We start from the raw sequence: 20627 nt of genomic DNA, 5'->3' as shown, positions 1-20627 counted from the left end.
GTCGATGGCTGCCAGGGGTACCGGATGGATTGGCTGGTTCACGCGTTGACTTCCTTGTTTTCAAGCTGTTGATTCATCGGCTGCGCGGCTTCAAGCACCCAGCCGTACCGCACGTTGTTTTCGGCAGCGCCTTCACCATCGGCGTCTACCCGGTGGTGCGCGCCGAGGGACTTGGTCCGTTGGCGGGCAGCGTAGGCAATCATGCGCGCGCAGGTGTAGAGATTGCCCAGTTCCGCCAGTTCACGTTCACCTTGGGCTACCGGCGTGCTGGAATCGAGCACTGCCACGAGCTCTTCGAGTCCGGAGCCGGTGCGATAGACTCCCAGGTGCTTGTTGGCCAGTACCTTCAGCTGCGGCAGTTCCAGTGGCGCTTGGGTCTCGGGTGCCGGCAGCTGGTTCACCACAAGATCATCCAACGTGCAGGATTGCCCCGGTGCATCGGTCGCCATGGCGTGTACGGCCTTGCGGGCGAACACCATGGCTTCGAGCAACGAGTTGCTGGCTAAGCGATTGGCCCCGTGCACCGTGGTGTTGGCGCATTCGCCGGCGGCATAGAGCCCGGGGACGCTGGTGCGTCCATTCGCATCGGTGTGGATGCCTCCCATGGCGTAGTGCTGCGCAGCGACCACCGGAATCGGGGCCAGCGCCATGTCGAGTCCACAGGCTTCCAGGCGTGCGGTGATCGAAGGGAAACGGCGGGCCAGGAACCCTGCACCATTGCGCGATTCCACGGCGCGGGCATCAATCAGGACCTGATGTCCGGCTTGATACTGCGCATGGATAGCTCGGGCAACCACATCGCGGGGCGCCAACTCGGCTCGCTCATCAATCTCAGCCATGAAACGCTGCCCGAGCTCATTGATCAGGACCGCGCCTTCGCCGCGCACTGCTTCGCTGATCATTCCCGCTTCCGGGTAGAGCTGGGGATCAACCAGGGTGGGATGGAATTGGATGAATTCCATATCGCTGATCACGGCCCCGGCACGAGCAGCCAGCCCGATGCCATCGGCCGTGGCGCCGTGAGGATTGGTGCTGGCCTCATACAGCGAGCCCAGTCCGCCGGTGGCCAGCAATACTGCGTCGGCTGCCAGCTGCTGGGATTCTTCGGCTTGCAGGTAATGCACCGTGCATGGGGCCGAACCGTTGAACTCCAGGTCCGTGACGAGCGCATTCTCGACGATTTCAAGTTGCCCAGCCTGTTGGGCTGAACGCACTGCCTGTTTGAGGGCAGCCACGAGGCCCGCGCCGGTGGCGTCCCCTCCTGCGTGGAGGATCCGGTGCGCACTGTGGGCGGCTTCAAGGCCCAGTTGGTAATTTCCCGATGAGTCCTTATCAAACTGGACTGCGTACTCTTCCAAGGTGTCCACCAGGTCAGCAGCGGAACTGCACAGTTCCTGGACCGCCATCTCCCCGCCATGCCACGCACCGGCACGCAGGGTGTCGGTGACGTGGCTTGCCACGGAATCTCCGGCGGCTAATCCTTGGGCGATGACCGCGGATAGACCGCCTTGGGCACAGGTGCTGTTGCCATCGCCCAGATTCAGCTTCGTCAGCAGGCGCACCGGCGCACCAAGACGTGTGGCTTCCAACGCCGCGCACAACCCGGCGACGCCCGAGCCGATGATCACCAGCTTTTTCGGGCCGAAGGCTGCCTGGTTCATGGCTTGGCTGCCAGCATGCGCTCCAGGGCGATTTTTGCGTCGCCCTGCTGTTCTGTGGGCACCGTGATCTGGTTGACCACTCGGCCGGCCACGAGTTCTTCCAGCACCCAGGCGAGGTAGCCCGGGTGGATGCGGTACATCGTGGAGCAGGGGCAGATCACCGGGTCAAGGCAGAAAATCGTGTGCTGCGGGTACTGGGCAGCGAGCCGGTTCACCATATTGATTTCGGTGCCAATGGCGAAGGTCGTAGGTTCGGTGGCTGCGGCAATGGCTTTCTGGATGAAGTCGGTGGATCCGGCTGCGTCCGCAGCGTCAACTACTTCCATCGGGCATTCGGGGTGGACGATGACCTTGACGCCAGGGAATTCCTCGCGCGCCTTGGTGATCTGTGCCGGGGTGAAGCGCTTATGGACGGAGCAGAATCCGTGCCACAAGATCACCTTGGCGTCCTGCAGGGTCTGCGCGTCATTTCCGCCCATGGCTTTGCGCGGGGTCCACATTGGCATTTGTTCCAGCGGCACGCCCATGGCCTTGGCGGTATTGCGCCCCAGGTGCTGGTCGGGGAAGAACAGGACTCGGCGTCCGCGCTCAAAAGCCCACTCCAAAACGGTGGCTGCGTTAGATGAGGTGCAGACCAATCCGCCGTTGCGACCGACAAAGGCTTTGAGTTCTGCCGAGCAGTTCATGTAGGTCACCGGGATCACCGGCAGTCGCCCATCATCTTCTTCATCCGCATACAGTGCACTCAGCTCGTCCCAGCAGGCCTGCACGCTTGGCCCATCGGCCATATCGGCCATGGAGCATCCGGCGGCGAGGTTGGGCAGGATGACCGCCTGGTCATCACGGCTGAGGATATCGGCGGTTTCAGCCATGAAGTGCACCCCGCAAAAGACGATGGCTTCGGCCTTGTCCCGGGTCAGAGCCGCATTGGCGAGCTGGAAGGAATCCCCCACGAAGTCCGCGTACTTGACCACTTCGTCGCGCTGGTAGAAATGCCCGAGGATGACGGCCCTGTCCCCCAGGGTTTCCTTGGCGGCCACAATGCGTGAATCAAGCTCGGTGTCGCTGGCCTTCAAATATTCTTCAGGAATGGAGCCCTGCACCGGGTAGCCCGCTGGAATCTTGTCCTCTTGGGAAGCGCCTGGGCCGTAGCCGGCGGGGGTGTCCCATGGGTTGGCGGCGAGGTCCGTGGAGCAGGTAGACCCTGGAGCCAAGAGGTTCAGCCGGGTGATGTTCTGAGCGACAGATTCGTTGCTGTCAGTGAGTTGGGTGCTCATGGGGTTTCCATTTCTTGCGAATCTAAGGTGATGCTGGAGAAAGTTCTAGTCTTGCGCCGGGTCTACTTCGAGTGGGTCCGGGCCATGTCCGACATAGCGGTAAAGGCGAGGCGGCCGGTGTTGTCCGCCAGCCAGGTATTCTTCCGTGGCCTCGATGGTGGCGGTATTTTTCAGCGTGCGCCGGAAGTTCGCCGGGTCCAGCCGGCGGCCCAGGATCGCTTCATAGACGCCTCGCAGGGCTGCCAGGGTAAATCGCTCCCCCAGAAGCCGATGGGCGATTTGCCCGTATTCGGTTTTGTTGCGTAACCGCCATAGCGCGTAGTCGACGATCTTGCGGTGGTCAAAGGCCAGCTGGGCGATCCTCGGATCATCGATGTCGAACCATGCCACGTTCTCGTCCTGGACTGTTGCCCCAACCTGGTCTGCGTTGAGCAACGCGAAGTAGGCGATGGTCACCAGTCGGTGGGTGGGTGATCTATCGATGTCGCCGAAGGTATACAGCTGTTCTAGGTAGCTGGGGCGCAGTCCAGTGGTCTCGGCAAGGTTCCGTCCGGCTGCTTGTCCCAAGGATTCTCTTGCGTCCACTGGACCGCCCGGCAGTGCCCACAGGCCCGCGTGTGGTTGCCGGATTCGACGCACCAAGGGCAGGCAGAGCTTATCCGGCCCGCCGTCTTGGCCTTCTCGTATGCCGAGAATGACGGTCGAGACCGCTAGTGCGGGCGGCAGGTTGCGTCGCTCGTTGACGTTTGCCCATCCCGGTGCCGATGACATCTTGTCTTTGCCTCGATTTCAGTGCGTCGATTTTCGTTAGAGTCATTCTGACATTAAGTATCGCGCGACGCTAACCTTGCACCGGATTTCGGTTGATCATGACCTATGATCTAAGGCATGACACTGGATCTGAATCTACGAGTGGTTCGCACAAACGCCGAGGTGAGTGGCCCATCCGTGCTGTTCATCCATGGCTTCGCCTCATCCGGCGAATTGAACTGGGAGCGCTCGCGATGGCTGAAATATTTCACCGATGCGGGACGCAACGTTCTGCTTGTCGACCTTCCCGGACATGGCGAAGATCCACGCCGCAATGAAGGAAGCTGGGCGCCTAGCCAGATCCGCCAGGCACTGGCCGCCATTGTCATGGAATTCGACGAAGGTCCCGTCGACGTCATCGGATATTCTCTGGGGTCACGTCTTGCCTGGGAGTTCGCGGCTTTCAATCCTGATCTGGTGGAGCACCTGATCATGGGTGGCCCCGGCGCCGGCGATCCATTGGCGGCCTTTGACCTTGTTCAAGGACGAGCAAATGTGGCAGCGGGTGAGCCGATCAATGACGACTACACCGCAACCATCATGAAGATTGCCCAAGCAGAGCCAAGCAATGACATCTCTGCTTTATTTGAGCTCATTGAAGCCATCAAATCCGAGCCTTACGATCCGGCCGCGAAGATTCCGTCCGTGCCGACGCTACTGGTAGCTGGGGACCAAGATGATTTGGCCACTACCCTGCCGCGGCTTCGTCGATTGCTCAAGGATGCTGGAACCCGCAACGAGGTACTCTGGCTGGCTGGAAGAAATCATGCCAATGCGGTCACTAGCCGTGAGTTCAAGGAAAAAGCACTCGCATTCCTGGCGAGCTAGGACCTCCATTCTGATTTCGTGAATTAGTCGCGCAGCAGCCTCTCTAGGCCCCTGGACTGTGCGGCCCTTCGGAGCCCCCGAAAACAGAGTCAACCCAAGATGCGTAGCGACGTCCAACGAGGCAATCTTTATCAAAGGTTCACCTTGAAAGCATGGACATTCATGACTTTGTCGATTTGAGCAAATCTCTGGAATAAAATGCTTGCTTGCCAGATGAAACGGGTGTTAGCGTTTGAACTTAAGGTGGGCTTAAACCCCTAGCTACATGCCTGTTTCACTCAGGCGCTTGGGCAGAAGGACAGCTTACTGTGCACCTTGTCGAGCACGCGAACATGAACGTTGCTGCTACATCTACCACTGAATCCGAGGGATCCCGATGAAATCCAAGCTCCCAGTCCTCCTAGGCCTAAGCGCTGTTCTCTTAGCCACCGCTTGCTCAACGGCCACCGAAACAACCGATAAGTCCGGCACATCGGCTGAACCTGCTTCCGAATCAAGCCAGTCAGCTCCCAGCGCAAGCTCCTCATCCTCGCCGTCTCCGACTTCCAGTGCCGGCAGTGTCACCGCACAGGACATCATCCCCACCCTCGCGCAGGCTCAGAGCGACGAGGACAAGGCACCTGCAGAATTCAACGAACCGTCGATCAAGGCATCAAGCCTGCGCGCCTTGGCTCCGTTGTCCTACGCCCAGGAATTCGCAGCGGTCAATGATGAAGATGAGCTGTGCTTGATCGCCTGGGCAAATAGCGGTGACGGCGATGGAACCGCGACTTTGAACGGGCCTGAAGTTGAGTGCGAGGACCCATCGGAAGTGAAGGATGAGGGACTGAAACTGAGCATCGACAGCACAAAGGACAAGCCAGGCGTGGTGCTTGCTATGCTTCCACCTGATATCACCGAAGACGCGGCCCGAACCGAGTTGCTGAAGATACCGGGCAACCACGAAGATCTCCGCCCGCCCGTTGAATTCAAGGCCACGGACTTTGGCGTTGTTTCCATTGCCATGGAGCCAGCAACTGCCGAGGAGCTCGGATCTATCACCTTCCCTCGCAAAGACGGAACGAAGTTCACCTTGGATCTGGACTAGCATTGCAAGGTCGAATCGCGGCTGGAAATCAATCAACGAATTGAGTTCCAGCCGCGATTCTTTTCGCGATTCCAACGTGGCATCACGTTAGCCGGCGGTCAATGCTTACTCCGAAAGCTGCTCGGGCGCCAAGCGCAGTTCTTCAGAATCCAGCTTGTTCTGGATCATGCGAAGGACGGTGTCATCTATATGTCCTTCGTTGCGCAGTCGCACCACTGTGGCACGCTTTTGCTCCAGCATGTGCAGACGCAGAGCCTTGTATTGCTGTTCTTGGCGCACTTCGTCATCACCGTCGATGTTTCGAGCGCCAGCGTTGATGATGCGCAGATGGGTTTCGTAGTCTTTGCGGAGCCTCTGGCTCACAGTGCTGTCGGTGCCCAGTGCCATGGCGGCCTCGTCAAGGGCCGCCAAGGCTTCTTGCGTGGCCGTTCGTTCAGCTAGATAACGCTCCTCGTGCATGGCCGTATCCTGTGCGAGCGCTGCCCATCGCACGACCGCCGGCAAGATCAGCCCCTGGACAAGAATGGTGACCCCGATAACCCCTGACGTGACAAAAACTATTAAATCCCGTTCGGGGAATGGCTCACCCGAGGCAACCAGCAAGGGCACTCCGAGCGCGGCAGCCAGAGACACTGCTCCGCGAAAGCCTGCGACTCCGCTGACAATTCGAGCCCTATGGCTAACTCGGCGAAGCCGCTGTGCAGGTCTGCGATCCAGTAGCCGGATAATGTAGGTCACCGTAAAGAGATGGCCGATCCTCACAATGATCAGGCTGAGCGAAATGATGGCGACGAGCATCAGCCCCCGAACCACCAAATCGCCGTTCAAGAGCCGGGCCGCGGCATGCAGTTCGAGTCCCACGAGCACGAACAACGACGCGTTGAGTATGAACGTGAACAGGCTCCAGAAACCGTCGGACTGACGACGAGATCCCGCCCGGGATCGCCGAGGCCTTGCCTGGCTCATGAACAGACCAGCCGTGACAACTGCCAGAACGCCGGACGCTTCGATGATCTCGGCAAGGAAGTACGCAAGAAATGGCGTGAGTGTGGTCAAGACTGTTTCTTGGGCGGGACTGTTCATCTGCGCGCGCAGTCGAATCACCACCAGGGCCAGAACAGCTCCAACAAGAATTCCACCTGCGTAAGCCACGATCACCAGCCACGAAACATGCAGCGCGGTAATTTTTCGGTTCCCACTGTGGCGCCCACGGCAATGCCATAAATGACCAGCGCCGTGCCGTCATTGATCAGGCTTTCGGTTTTCAACAGAGTTACGTCTCGACGTGACAAATTGCGGGTCAGCGCGCCGACCGCGGTGGCATCCGTCGGTGCGAGGGCCGCGCCGAGGACCCAGGCCGGTCCCCAGGCCATGCCGAAGAGATACCCAATCACGGCAACGGCTCCAGCAGTGGCTACAACCAGCAAGGTGCTGGCCAAGATGATGCCCCGGAGGTTCGTTCGAATTTCACGCAGTGATGTTGTCAGGCTTTCCCAGAACAGCAATGCCGGCAAGAACAAGAACAGAACCACTTCGGGAGGCAACGAGACTTCTCGAAGCGATGGTAGGAATCCAAGCAATAAACCGCTCAGCAGGAGCAGGACCGGAGGAGCAACTCGCAGCCTGCTAGCCAGCCCTGTGCACAGAACGATCGTCACTCCCAAGATCACGACCAGTCCGAGTCCGAACATTATTGAATCCTTTACGCCTAAGGGGCGCCGCTGCCCGGATCAAATTGGGAGTCATCGACCTCTCGCGAGTACTTGAAGGCCCCTAAAACCTGTGGTCCTTCAAGTCTTGCAGGGCGAGATTACAGCGGTATTTCAAGCTCTTGTCTTTGACAATGAGTTTCACAGGAGGGAGTCGCAAAGGTCAGATCTTGCTAAGAAGTGAGACCTATAGCGGCGTGTACATCAGCAACGTGAGGTCCGGTGCTTCAGCCGGCGTCAGATTGTGCTGCTCATAACGAGTCAGTCCCTTGGCTGGATGGCGGAAAAGCCGCTCTCCCGTCTGGAACCCGGCGACATCCCGTTCATTCCAGATCGCCGCAAATTCCTCTGATGCCGCGGAAACCCTCGCGACAATGCCGCTTTCACCCGATGGACTAAGCCATCCTCGGGTTTCTGCACGGAAGCTGCCTACAAATCCGCAGCTTTGCTTTTCCCAGTCGGGCAGCATTTCGCGCAGTTGGGCATCGGTGAAGACCAGCCACAGCAAGTTTCGGTCCTCGGTTTCCACGGTGCTGATCCGCGGATATAGCTGCGCGTACTCGGCGTTCCAACCGATGATGGCCCAATCCGAGGAAAGCAAGAAGGCCGGGAAATCCATGACATCCAAGAGCCGCTGCAGGGCCGGGGTCATGGCGCTGGATTCTTCGGGCGCCACTTCACCATGTCCAGCCAGGGATAAAAGGTAGCTGGATTCGACAGCGCTCAGCCGGAACAGTCGTGCAAGGGCTTGCATGACCTGACGCGACGGATTGATGTCACGGGCTTGTTCCAACCACGTGTACCAGGTGGCGGACACCCCAGCGAGCGTGGCCACTTCCTCGCGGCGCAATCCCCTGACCCGGCTGCGTCCAACCTCGGGCAAACCGTGGGAGGCTCGATCAGCACGAGCGCGACGGTCTTTGAGAAATGCCGCCAGTTCTTCCCGACGCCTCTGACCTGCGTTCATAACCCGGCTTTCTCATCATGGTAGTAGTACTACTAGTATCATCACCGTCTGGGTTTGGGAACAAATTTATGGTGAGATTTTAAAATGACCACACTTCGTTCACACACCGTTACCCATGGCCGCAATATGGCCGGCGCTCGCGCACTGTTCCGCGCAGCCGGCGTTAATGGCGCAGATCTTGGCCGCAAGCCAATCATCGCCGTGGCCAACAGCTTCACCGAGTTCGTCCCCGGACACACCCACCTGCAGCCGGTAGGCCGCATTGTCTCCGAGGCCATCGAAGCTGCCGGCGGCATCCCCCGCGAATTCAACACCATCGCCGTAGATGATGGAATCGCCATGGGCCACGGCGGCATGCTCTACTCCCTGCCTTCCCGCGACCTCATCGCGGACTCCGTGGAGTACATGGTTAATGCCCACTGCGCTGACGCACTGATCTGCATCTCCAACTGCGACAAGATCACCCCCGGCATGCTCATGGCGGCACTGCGCCTGAACATCCCGACCGTCTTCGTCTCCGGAGGGCCAATGGAATCAGGCCGCGCCACCCTGGTGGATGGCACCGTCCGCACCCTGGACCTGGTGGATGCCATCTCCGAGGCAGTGAACGAGAACGTCTCCGACGCAGACCTGCTTCGCATCGAAGAGTCGGCTTGCCCAACCTGTGGCTCCTGCTCCGGCATGTTCACCGCCAACTCGATGAACTGCCTGACCGAGGCGATGGGCCTGTCCCTGCCTGGCAACGGCTCCACTCTGGCGACCCACACCGCCCGCAAGGATCTGTACCAGAACGCAGGCAAGCTGGTAGTGGATATCGCCAACCGCTACTACGGCGAGAGCGACGAGTCGGTTCTGCCTCGCAGCATCGCCACCGTGGAAGCCTTCGGCAACGCCATGGCCCTGGACATCGCCATGGGCGGTTCCACCAACACCATCCTGCACCTGCTGGCCGCCGCCCGCGAGGCCGGCGTGGACTTCGGCTTGGACGAGATTGATGAAGTCTCCCGCCGCGTGCCATGCCTGGCCAAGGTGGCACCGAACGCTGCCGGCAACGGCACCATCTACTACATGGAAGATGTCCACCGCGCCGGCGGCATCCCGGCCATCCTCGGCGAATTGCGCCGTGGCGGCCTGCTGGATGAAACCGTGCATACCGTCCACTCGGCAACCCTGGGCGAATGGCTCGATAACTGGGATATCCGTGGCGGAAGCGCGAGCGAAGAATCCCTCGCCCTGTGGCATGCAGCCCCAGGCGGCGTGCGTTCCTCGACCGCATTCTCGCAGTCGGCCCAGTGGGAAACGCTGGACACCGACTCCGAGGCCGGCTGCATCCGTTCGGTAGAGCACGCTTACTCCAAGGACGGCGGCTTGGCTGTTCTGCGCGGCAATATTGCCGTGGACGGTGCCGTGGTGAAGACCGCTGGCGTGGATCCATCGATCTGGACCTTCACCGGCCCTGCCGTAGTCTGCGAATCCCAGGATGAAGCTGTTGAGAAGATCCTGAACAAGCAGGTCAAGGAAGGCGACGTAGTTGTCATCCGCTACGAGGGTCCTAAGGGCGGCCCGGGCATGCAGGAAATGCTGTACCCAACCTCGTTCCTCAAGGGACGCGGCTTGGGCAAGTCCTGCGCACTGATCACCGACGGCCGTTTCTCCGGCGGCACTTCGGGTCTGTCCATTGGCCACGTCTCCCCTGAAGCAGCTTCGGGCGGCATGATCGCATTGGTAGAAGACGGCGATACCATCTCCATCGATATTCCGACGCGTGAACTGACCTTGAACGTCTCCGATGAAGTCCTGGCTGAGCGTCGTGAGCGTTTGATCTCAACGACCGGTTACCGCCCGGCAAATCGCGAACGCGTGGTCTCCCCTGCTCTGCGCGCTTATGCAGCCATGGCATTGTCTGCGGACAAGGGCGCAGTCCGCGACGTAGATCGTGTGGAACGCGCACTGCGTGAAGCTGACGAGCGTGAAGCCGCTGCTGCACGCGCAGGTGCCTAGGCCTAGTTGAATTACTGCTGAAATTTTCAGCACAAGGCGAATGCCGGATCAGCCTATGGCTGATCCGGCATTCGCTATGTTGCCGAGGGACTACTGGGTCCGGCGGCGGTAGCGGAGCAACATCAACGCTCCTGCGATGATGATCATCGAGGCTGAACCCACCAGCCACAACATTCCTTCATCCATGCCCGTTGCGGCCAATGGTGTTGGCCGGGCCGGCGGTGCTGCAGGTGGTTCCGGCTCAGCCGGTGGTGCAGCCTGCGGTGCCTCGGAGCAAACCTCCACGTCTGCCGAATCCGAATTGTTCTCATCTTGCGAGGAGGACTCTTCAACGGTAGCGATGTTGGTCCACGTCTGGCACTTGCCGGCCACGCCAGCCAGGTCCATTGTGTACGTGAACTTCTTGCTCTTCTCGTCGGCGGTTACGGTGCCCAGCTCCCGTTGCTGGCCTGGGTTGGCGTAATCGTCGAGGACGGTCACCTTCTCGTCATGGACTTCAGTGGCTTCGAAGTCCAGCGGGGCGGTGGCACTGACTGTCTGAGCTTCCCCATTCTCATCACTCCAGCTGACATTCACCAGGTTCTCCTGACCGCTGTAGTCGGCTTCAGCTACTGGCTCGTCGAACGAACAGCTGTAGTTCAGAGTGCTGGTTTCCCCAGCTGGGATGGTGATCTTGCCATCGCTCAGTCCTTCTATGGTGCAAGTGGCTGATTCCAGCGAGATCTTGTCTTCGACAAGGACTTCGGTGTCCTTGAAGTCGTTCGGATTCGCTACGGTAATCTCGCCGTTTACGGTGAATTCCCGATCTTCATAGCCCTCCAGCTTGGCCTCAACGGTGTATTCGGCTGTGGCTTGCCCATCAGCTTCAACCTTGAACTGTGTCTGCTTGGCATCCTTGAGAAGCGACCAATCGTAGTCCCGCAGATACTGGGCGTCAGCGCTCTTGGCCACCATCAGCCCCTGCTCGATGCACACCTGGAAATCAACACTCGATTCGTCCATGCCGTTGCCATCCGTGTCTTCATGGACGGCTGCGGTATTGGTGTAAACCGTGCAAGTTCCTTCCTCAGGTTCGAGGGTGAGGTCATACTCGAATAGTTGCGGCGACTGCATGACATTTACTTCTCCGAGAACCTTCGGCTCTCCTTCGGCATTCGTCATGTCGTCGGTGACGGTTACTGTCTCATCGGTGATTTCATCAGTCTCGAAATCAATCGATGCTTCAGCGCTGACTTCCCGTCCTTCGAAGCTTGCCGTCACGGTGTTGACGGCTCCTTCAAAGGCATCGGTGGTCAGCCAGCTGACAAGGTCGCATTCATACCGGGCCCCCAAGTTCCCTCCGGCATTGATAACAACTTGCAGGCCAGCTGCAGCTTCATCGGCATCTTGCGCATCAATGCGGCAGGTGACGCCGGCGGTGTTGACTTGGTCAGCCAACGTAGCAGTGATGGAATCAAAATCATTTGGATTCGATACCGTCACTGTTCCAGATAGCCGCAAGTTCTTCTCGGCTACCCCAGTGTTACGAGCTTCCACACTGTAGTGGGCATTGAGTGTGCCGTCCTCGTTGTATTCGAGCCGGCTTTGATCCAGTTGCTTCTCGATTGCCCATTCGTAGTCCAGATCCACCAATCCTTCAGCGGTCTTTTCCAGTCCCAGAGCCATCTGTCCGCACAGGGTGACTGTCGTGGAATCGTCCGCGCCAGTCTGCTCAATCACTGCGGTGTTCGTGTATTCGGTGCAAGTACCGGCCTGTGCCTGGTGACGCAGGGTGTAGTCGAAGTCAATCGGGGTGCCCTCGGCATTCCAGATTGCTTCACCCAGGATCACTGGCTCATCAGGATTGGTCTTGTCATCCACGACGGTCACCTGTTTGTTGGTTTCCCCGTCCAACAGGTAGTCAACTGGAACTGTTGCGCTGGCTGTTGAATCTTCGCCCCAGGTTGCAGTCACCGTATTGCTGCCGGAGAGCTCTTCGGGTTCTCCCGTGCAGCTATATGGCAGCTGTACCGTGGCATCAGTGCCGTCGTCCCCAACTGGCAGCGGAACCTGCAATCCTTCAGTTTGCGGGTCGCTGTCTTCGGCTTGGATTGTACAAGTGACGCCTTCGATGCTGATTTCATCAGCAACGGTCGCAACGGTGGAGGCAGATTCGAATCGGTTCGGGTTGATCAGCGTGATCGTACCGTGAACTTCATGTGCCGAATCTTCCACACCTTGCGGCAGCGCCGAGACGGTGTAAGAGAAGTCAGCCGTGCCGTCCTCAGCCACCGTCACTTCGGTGCGATCTGCCTTCTTCTCCAGGTCCCAGAGGTAGGTCCTATCGAAGCTGGCTTCCGCGTCCTTGGTGACCAGCAGGTCGAGCAGGCCACAGACTTCGACGGTGACTTCGTCTCGTGGATCCTCTCCTGCCTGGATATCAACCCATGCCGTGTTGGTGTAGCTGGCGCACTGTCCGGCTGGTGCCTCGTGCTCCACGGTGTATTCGATGGACACTGGCGACTCATCGACGCTGACGTTCCGCAGAAGCACCGGTTCGTCAGGGTTTGATTTGTCGTCCCACACACTCACTTCGCGGTCGGTTTCGACGTCAAGAGCGAAGTCGATTGGCACCTGGGTGCTCGATTCGCGTTCATCTCCCCAACTAACCGTTGCCGTGTTGGTGCCGCCGCTGTAGGAGGAAGGATCCACTCCAGCTGAGACATCGCAGCTGTAGCCAACCTCGACACTGCCATTGGCTGGAATTGATACTGCAGACTGGCTGGTCGTGCAGGTGATTCCATCCAGATCCACGGTGTCTTGGACTGTGGCATCGATGCTGGTGTACTGATTCGGGTTGGTGATGGTGATGACACCGTCGAGCATCCATCCCGAATCTTCGTATCCCGTGTTCTCGACAGTGATCACGTAGTTGATTGGCGCTGAGCTTCCGCCGTCGACGGTGACCTTGTCGTCCTGGCCCTCGGCAAGAGACTTTTCGATCTCCCACTGATGGGTTCGGTCATAACTTGCCTCAACACTCTTGCTGATTTCCAGCGCTGCCTCACGGCAGGCCTGGGCAAGTTCATTGTCCGTGGCGGTGAATCCGTCGTCTCCGGTGAGGGTAGCGACATTTTCAAAGACTTGGCAGGTGCCTGCTTCGTCTACCGTCCAGGTCACGGAGTAATCCCGGCTCTGTACGCCATCCTCAACATCAACAGTCCACTCTGGATCGAAGTCAAAGCGGCTGTCTGTGATGGTGACGGTGTCATTCAGCGGAGTCTGGGACCAATCGCCTTCGGCGATGTCGACCGTGGCCGAGTCTTCGCCGTTGACTGTGTTCAGGGCTTGGGCATCCCAATCCACTGTCGCCGTGTTGTGGCCCTCATAGGCCGGCTGGGACTCGAAGGTGCATGAATAAGTCATGACCCACTGCGCTCCGGCTGGAATGACGGTCTGGAATCCTGGCTCTTCTTCGGACATATCGGCAACCGCTTCGCCTTGGACAGAAGTAATGGTGCAGGTGACTTCCCCACCGACATCAGCAAGGTCTTGCACCGTGATAGGCGCATCTTGCCAGTCGTTCGGGTTGCTTACCGTGATCTCGCCGCTCATTGCCCAATTGCCATCCTCATGGCCTTCAGGAGTAACGGTGAGGCGGTATTCCGCGGTGACTTCGCCGGTCTGCGGATTAGCCGCCAGCGGTTCACCCGAAAGCAGTTCCTTCTCTAGACCCCAGAGGTAGGAGCGGTCGAAGGATGTCACGACGTTCTTGGAGATGTCCATATCGGCTCCGGCGCACACTGTCGTGGTCGCGGTAGCGGTATTTTCTTCTCCCTGATCCGTGGTTTCGTTGACCACGGCGGTGTTCGTGTAGTCGGTACAGGTTCCGGCTACGCCCTGAAGCTGAACATCGTATTCGAAGGTCGCTGGCGAATCTTGGACGGTTGCGGTGCCAAGTGATATTTCTTCGCCGGGAATCGTCTTGTCATCGATGACGCTGACGCTGTCATCAGTGAGCTTGGCCGGCTCGAATTCGAATGGCACGACGTCCTGGGCCTGGCGATCTTGACCCCAGCTCACGGTAGCCGTGTTGTCGTAGCCCGAACCGATGTCAGTGCCAGCCGGTACGGTGCATTCGTAATCGAGCGTGATGCTTTGCCCGTCTGCGAGTACTACCTGGAAGCCATCCGTAGCTTCATCAGCGTCTGTGCCCAGGATGGTGCAGGTGGCCGAAGGGATGGACACGAGATCCGTCACGGTTCCGGTCAACTCGCCAACTTGCGTGTTCGGGTTGGCAATGGTGATGCTTCCCGATACCTGCTTGGCAGAATCCTGAGCCGCACCCGCGGTGGCCTTCACTGTGTAATGCGCGGTGACCGTTCCATCACCGGCGACGGTGAATCGGCTTTGATCGACCTGTTTCTCGACAGACCAGTCATAGTCCCGTTCATAGGTGGCCTTCACGTCTTTGGCGATGGTCAGATTCTTCTGATCACAGATGCTGACATCTTGTGAATCACTGATGTCATCTCCTGTGATAACCACCCAAGCGGTATTCGTGAAGATCAGGCATTCATCGCGAGGAACTACATAAGTGATCTCGTAGTTGAATGACTTCGGCGCCTCTTCATAATGCACAGTTCCCAACAGCGTGGCTTCACCTTCGGGATCTGCGTTGTCTTCAAAGACTTCGACAGTATCGTCAGTTACTTCATCAAGCGTGAACTCGATGGGCACTGGCTGGCTTTGGGCTTCTTGCCCGTCGCCCCATGTAATGGTCGCGGTATTGCTGTGGCCACTGTAGTCCGCTTCCGTTACTTCCGAAGCATCACAGGAGTAATCAACAACAACCGAACCATTTCGCGGCACAATTTGCTGGACCCCCGCCAGATCTGGATTGCTGTCCTCGGCGTTGATGATGCATTGGGCGAGCAGCGTGTTCTCATCACTGACCGTGACTTCAACATCTTCGTAGTCGTTAGGGTTGTTGACCGTGATCTTGCCCGAGATCTGTTGGCCAGAATCGGTGTAGCCTGTGTTGTCCACGTTCACCGTGTACTTCACTGTGGCTGTGCCGTCTTCTTCCACCACGACATCAGGCGACTGGCCTTCGGCCAATTGCTTGTCGATTTGCCATGTGTAGGTTCGGTCATAGGATGCATTGACATCCTTGGTCACGGTCAGACCTGCTTCGTAGCAGCCCTGGACTTCTGCATCATCACTCTTGATCAGCTGGTGGCTTCCGGTGATGGTTGCAGTGTTCATGAAGGTCTGGCAGGTGCCTGCTTCATCGACCGTCCAGGTGTACGAATAGGTCTTGGTTTGCGGTCCATCTGAATAGCGGATGATCCAGGCTGGATCAAACTCGTGAACTGTATCCGTGACTTCGACGGTGTCGTTCAGCGGTGTTTGAGTCCAATCATCGGCATCCACGGGCACTACTTCTTGGGCATCGCCCGAGGCGGTGAATGCTTCATCTGCAGACCAAGCGACTTCGGCAGTGTTGCTGCCTTCGTAGTTCGGCTTTGATTCGAAGGTGCAGCTGTAGTCGAAGGACAAGGTTTGCCCGGCGGCCAGCTCTACTTGGAATCCTGAAGCGCTTGGATCAGCATCGGTGATCTCCGGATGATCCGTCACACCGCCAATCGTGCAAACTGCGCCTCCACCAACATCTACTTGGTCAGTGACGGTGGCCGAGACAGATTGCCAATCGTTGGGATTCTCCACGGTGATTCGGCCGCTCATGGCCCAGTCGCTATCTGAGTAGCTTTCTGGGGTGACGGTGACGGAATATTCAGCGGTGAATTCTCCGGTTTCAGGATCGGCAGTATACGGCTGCTCGCCGATGGCGTCCTTGGTGATGCTCCAGTCGTAACTGCGGTTGAAACTGGAGACAACATTTTTGGTGATGTTCAGGTCTTGGCCCAAGCACACTTCCACTGAGGCATCGTCCGTCAAGACTTGGCCGTCGTCCTCTGCCAGGCTTGCCGTGTTCACGTAATCGGAACATTGTCCGAGCACTCCCTCCCACGTGATGCTGTAGGCGAAGGTTTTCGGGCTGTCCTCAACTGTGACGATGTTTCCGCCTTCAACTGACGACAGATCGAATTCGCTGTCTGTGACAGTGACTTCATCATCGGTCACGGTCGGGGTGACTGTGGCGAAATCGTAATCGGCGGATGCGGTAGCTTCACCGTCGGTACCGTAGTAAAGATCGGCATCCCAGGTGGCGCTGACCATGTTCGTGCCAGAGCTCGAAGCGCTGGTCGTGTCAGGCAAATCGCAGCTGTACGTGTAAACAGTCTCTCCCGGAGCCACAGTGACAGGATTGCTAATCGGTGATCCGCCTAGAGAGATGACACAATTGGCCCCGTTGAGCTGGTCGGCAAGCGTGACTCCGCTCATCGAGGCATCATTGGGGTTGTTCACCGTGATGGTCCCGGTGAGGTCGAAGTTGCTGTCTTGGGCGTCGCTGGCGGTCGCGGTGACGTTGTAGTCGACCTCAACTCCAGTGTCTGAAGATTTGACCGTGGCTTGCTGGCCGTCGGCGAGCGACTTTTCCAGCTGCCAGTCGTAGTCCCGGTCGAAGGTTGCCTTGACGTCCTTTTGAAGTGTCAGATCCTTGTAGGTTGTCTTGTTGTTCACGAACGTACAAGTGACTTTCTCGTTGTCGCTCAATTCAAAGCTGATGGCGAGATCGGTTCGAATGGCGCCGTTATCCGTGCAGGTGATATCGGACAGATTCCATCCAGCGGGAAGATCGGTCTCTGTGAGCGTGATCGTGGATGGGGCGACGGAGTAGGTTACCGATGACGGTAGTTCAGCTCCGGTGTCGGAATCCGCGCTGTCATCCAAGCTGAATCCAGTTGAATCTCCGAAATGGCTTTCATGTATCGTGAAGTCGAAATCGGTTCCATCGGCAGGCAGCGCATCTTTGACAATGGTCACGTCGCCGGTCTGGACTCCGTTGGCCTGAATTTGGTTGTCGCGCTGTCCGATAGCTCCGCAATTCAGAGAGCTAATTTCGACGTGGTACGGAGAACCGTTGATGGAAGAAGCGCCTGTTCCAGGTCCGTGGTCCAGCTCCGAAGCAATATGCGCGTCAAAGAATAGGGTGACGGCAGACGATTCTCCTTCGTTGCCTTCAACCCAGAGCGTGACATACACGGTGTCCTCACGGTCATCGCCTGTTCCGGCCACGACGTCCCATGTACTGATCGATGCGCCTGTGGCCGACTGGTTCAGCAGATAGTCATAGGCCCACAAACCGGACTGCTTGACTTGGTATACGAGAACCAGCTCATTTTCACCTGCCGGCAGGGTCATCTGGATACGCTGGTGAACAACGCCGCCTTCATATAATCCGGTATTGATATTGCCGTTGGCGTAGTCGGCCATTGCGTCGTTCTTCTGCATGAATGTGTTGACGGACCCTGTACCTGAGTTGTATTCGCACGTCCTCGGTTCGCCCGTTTCCAGCGCAGCTGCAGAGATTTCCTGCGTATCGGGTTTTTCAGATTTTGCGGCAGCTGACGAGGTCGCTGCCTCTTCGCTTGGTGCTGCAGGTGCCTTGGATACCGTGGGCCTGTCGGCCGTGGCAGGAGGAGCAGTCGTTTCTGTTGGCGCTTGGCTTGCCTTTGCCTCGTCCTTTTCAGAAGACGAGGGCTTCTTCACGGGAGCCGGTGTTGCGGCTGCAACCGTTGGCTGAGCATCCTCTTGTGACGTTTCCGGCGCAGGCTCAGAATTGAGCGCCACGGACTTTTCAGATGTCGCTCCGGAGCCTTCGGCTGGCTTTCCCTGGTCATCCGCAGGTTCATTGGTGTCAGCGGACTGTGTTTCCTGGGTGTCGGCTCCAGTGGATGGTTCTGCAGCAACTGCCATTCCCGGAATGGTTATCGCAATGCATAGTGCAAACGAAGAGATGATAGCTATAAGCGACTTGTATTTTCTTGAAATTAGATTAAGGCGCGAAAATGGCATAAAAGTGCCACGCCTTTGGTGCTTAGACATCTTTCCCCCAACAAAAAATGTCCGCGGCAAATCATCCGGCGCAGGGCTGATTTACCAATATGAGCATGCGAAGTAGAGGCTATGACCTGCACTTTTAGTGGTCAAACCCCAATTCAGTCACCCCATGTGACTCAACGGCTCAGGAATAATCCCCAATACATCTAAAGATGCTTAATGAATGCGAGTGCTTCAATGCGTCTTCAAATCCCCCAATTCGAGACAACGATATGGCGTTAGACTACGCCGACCCTGACGATATTGCCAGCAATTTGAGGGAAGAATATCAGCTCAGAAATGAAGGGTTAGGTGAATTTCCATGCAACACGATTAAAGCCCCAAGTCGCACGCTGGTTGCAGGTAAATCTACCTGTGGTTCCCATTGCCAGGAAACAGAAAATTACATGGCCGCACCGGATCAGGTGACTGCGGAATGCCCTCTAGCCGCTTCCTCATCGAGCGCTATTCGACCATCCGGATTTGCTCGCTCGCGCCACCTGTATCCCGGCTTTCACCGGCGTAAGTGTCCAGAGCCTGTTCTTGCCATTGGGTGACAATCCACTGGCCCCCGACAAAGTCCAGCAGCACCACGCCCGTATTGGACAAGGTGGTCCGACCCGCGAATCCCGGCGCAAGGTTCACCGCGCGGGATCCTGCCCACGCACGCATGATTGCTCCGTGGGAAAATACAGCAGCGCTCTCCACGCCTGAATCAAGAATCTCGTTGACCACTTCGTCAAAATCCCCCAGGATGGCGGCCCCAGTTCGATCTGTGCCAGGAATCTTGCCTTGCTCCTCGCCGTCGGCCCACCCCATGACCACGTCCAGATAAGTTCGGATGGATTCCTCATCATTGGCCATTTCCAGGATTCCAGCGGATATTTCCCTGATTCCGGAGCGAATGCGCATTTCCAAGCCACGCTCATCAGCCAACGGTAGTGCGGTTTGCTGCGTGCGAAGGAGCGTCGAGCAATAGATGGCATCGATCCTCTCCCCGCGCAGCGTTTGCGCAAGGGCCTGGGCCTGTTCGATGCCAAGCTCAGTCAGAGGCGCTCCGGGCACCGCCGTATCCAAGTGGCGCCCGAGGTTAGATGCCGTCTGGCCATGGCGGATGAGGATAAGTCGCATGGCAACATTCTGCCAGCGACCGGCGATTATCTGGCACCGCGCAACAATAACCGCAACATTTTGCCGCTGGTGCAAATTGCCTGTCCAAAATGTCTTTCCCATGGCTTAGAGTTTGAACATTCAAGTGAGTCATCTTGAATAGTCACTCGCAAATCAATAGGAGCACTTCATGGAAGTTCCCACCGCACGAAGGGTACGCAACGCGGCCGCCGGCCTGATTCTCGCGGTCACGCTGATCGCTGGGACCACCCCTGCCCAGGCCAGCGAACGGCCAATAGACATCACCGGTTATTCCGTTTCATCGCTCACCGTGGCTGATTCGAACTGCCGCAATGTAACAGTCAAGGCGTCTTCTAAGGTCAAGTCAGATTATGACGACGCCTATGCAATCATCGATGTGACCCGCAACGGCGGAGTCGTTCATTCCCTCTGGTTTGAAAATCGTAAGGTTTCCGACCGCGCCACCATCTGCCCCTCGTGGGATGGGCTAGGCGCCTACAAAGTAGGTCCGGCGGACGTATCCGCTTCCTACAGCTACTGGGATTCGTACTACCAGAGCACTTGGACCGAATACGTCGATTACACCGACCGGACCAGCAAGACGTTCTATGTGCGAGGCAAGACCAAGAGCTCATTGACCGCCAAGCGCTCGGGCAGCAAGGTCGCACTGACCGCCAAGGCCCAGGTCTACTCGCCCGAAAAATACCGATATGGCCAGTACAACGCCAAGAAGGCCAAGTTCCAGGTCAAATCCGGAAACTCGTGGAAGACCTTGAAAACGGTGAATCTCAAGAAGGGCACCGCTAAATTGACGGTCAAGCAGTCCAAGAAGAAGTCCTACAGGCTATCTATTCCTACCGCTTCGTGGGCAACTGCCACCAACAGCAAGTCGGTTTCGAAGTAGCCGCCTGCTTCAGCAAATCGGCCCGTTGCCGGAAACTGAGCAAGTTTCCGGCAACGGACCCTTTTATTCAAGAACATGCAATGAATACGGGTGACATCCAGCCTGGCCACCGAGCGGCCAGCGTCCGAAATGACCCGATGCCACAGATATTTCCGAAAATATCGTGGGTGACCTGCGCTGGAAATGACGTCGATTACGATAAAAAATATGAGCGAAACCTGCAAATAACCTTGGTGTTACCTGCATGGTTTGATAAAAATATGGGA

At 57.7% G+C, this 20627-nt stretch carries 12 protein-coding genes; 4 read left to right on the top strand and 8 right to left on the bottom strand.

The annotated features are described in order from the left end of the window. Positions 1–38 precede the first annotated feature (38 nt). The 3 genes from D3791_RS14815 to D3791_RS14805 are packed head-to-tail and all read right to left on the bottom strand — an operon-like array spanning position 39 to position 3709. On the bottom strand, positions 39–1661 hold the full coding sequence (locus D3791_RS14815) for an L-aspartate oxidase (RefSeq protein ID WP_172512644.1): 1623 nt from the start codon (positions 1659–1661) through the stop codon (positions 39–41). Beyond that, positions 1658–2938: a quinolinate synthase NadA gene (gene nadA / locus D3791_RS14810; protein ID WP_022876259.1), complete on the bottom strand. Its 1281-nt coding sequence runs from the start codon at positions 2936–2938 to the stop codon at positions 1658–1660. Before nadA ends, D3791_RS14815 begins: the two co-directional genes overlap by 4 nt. Before the next feature lie 45 nt (positions 2939–2983). After that, positions 2984–3709 carry an NUDIX hydrolase gene (locus D3791_RS14805; RefSeq protein ID WP_172512643.1) on the bottom strand — a complete coding sequence of 242 codons (726 nt, stop codon included), beginning with the start codon at positions 3707–3709 and terminating at the stop codon, positions 2984–2986. Between the two features lie 117 nt (positions 3710–3826). Here D3791_RS14805 and D3791_RS14800 point away from each other — a divergent pair, with 117 nt between their 5' ends. Together D3791_RS14800 and D3791_RS14795 are read left to right on the top strand one after the other, a co-directional pair. Beyond that, positions 3827–4576, top strand: a complete 750-nt coding sequence (locus tag D3791_RS14800) for an alpha/beta fold hydrolase (RefSeq protein WP_172512642.1) — start codon at positions 3827–3829, stop codon at positions 4574–4576. A 376-nt stretch (positions 4577–4952) separates the two neighbouring features. Then, positions 4953–5663 (top strand): hypothetical protein, encoded by a 711-nt coding sequence (locus tag D3791_RS14795; protein WP_172512641.1) that lies wholly within the window; start codon positions 4953–4955, stop codon positions 5661–5663. A 105-nt stretch (positions 5664–5768) separates the two neighbouring features. Here D3791_RS14795 and D3791_RS14790 read toward each other — a convergent pair whose 3' ends face one another. The 3 genes from D3791_RS14790 to D3791_RS14785 form a co-directional block, all read right to left on the bottom strand. Then, a complete protein-coding gene (locus tag D3791_RS14790; protein ID WP_281350609.1) occupies positions 5769–6815 on the bottom strand; it encodes a cation:proton antiporter domain-containing protein in 1047 nt (348 codons plus the stop codon). A gap of 2 nt (positions 6816–6817) precedes the next feature. Then, on the bottom strand, positions 6818–7354 hold the full coding sequence (locus D3791_RS16845) for a cation:proton antiporter domain-containing protein (protein WP_281350608.1): 537 nt from the start codon (positions 7352–7354) through the stop codon (positions 6818–6820). 205 nt (positions 7355–7559) lie between these two features. After that, on the bottom strand, positions 7560–8339 hold the full coding sequence (locus tag D3791_RS14785) for a helix-turn-helix transcriptional regulator (RefSeq protein WP_172512640.1): 780 nt from the start codon (positions 8337–8339) through the stop codon (positions 7560–7562). An 84-nt stretch (positions 8340–8423) separates the two neighbouring features. On the opposite strand from D3791_RS14785, the gene ilvD reads away from it, so the two are divergent. Next, positions 8424–10340 carry a dihydroxy-acid dehydratase gene (gene ilvD, locus D3791_RS14780; RefSeq protein ID WP_172512639.1) on the top strand — a complete coding sequence of 639 codons (1917 nt, stop codon included), beginning with the start codon at positions 8424–8426 and terminating at the stop codon, positions 10338–10340. Between the two features lie 90 nt (positions 10341–10430). Here the strand turns inward: ilvD and D3791_RS14775 are convergent, their stop codons facing one another. Next, on the bottom strand, positions 10431–18203 hold the full coding sequence (locus D3791_RS14775) for a prealbumin-like fold domain-containing protein (protein WP_172512638.1): 7773 nt from the start codon (positions 18201–18203) through the stop codon (positions 10431–10433). 588 nt (positions 18204–18791) lie between these two features. Then, on the bottom strand, positions 18792–19457 hold the full coding sequence (locus D3791_RS14770) for a histidine phosphatase family protein (protein WP_172512637.1): 666 nt from the start codon (positions 19455–19457) through the stop codon (positions 18792–18794). 169 nt (positions 19458–19626) lie between these two features. Between D3791_RS14770 and D3791_RS14765 the strand changes: the two genes are divergently transcribed. Further along, positions 19627–20361, top strand: a complete 735-nt coding sequence (locus D3791_RS14765; RefSeq protein ID WP_172512636.1) for a hypothetical protein — start codon at positions 19627–19629, stop codon at positions 20359–20361. The last annotated feature ends 266 nt before the right edge of the window (positions 20362–20627 follow it).

Origin of the sequence: Glutamicibacter mishrai, from assembly GCF_012221945.1 — a bacterium.
Lineage (GTDB): Bacteria > Actinomycetota > Actinomycetes > Actinomycetales > Micrococcaceae > Glutamicibacter > Glutamicibacter mishrai.
This window is presented reverse-complemented; position numbering and strand designations above follow the sequence as displayed.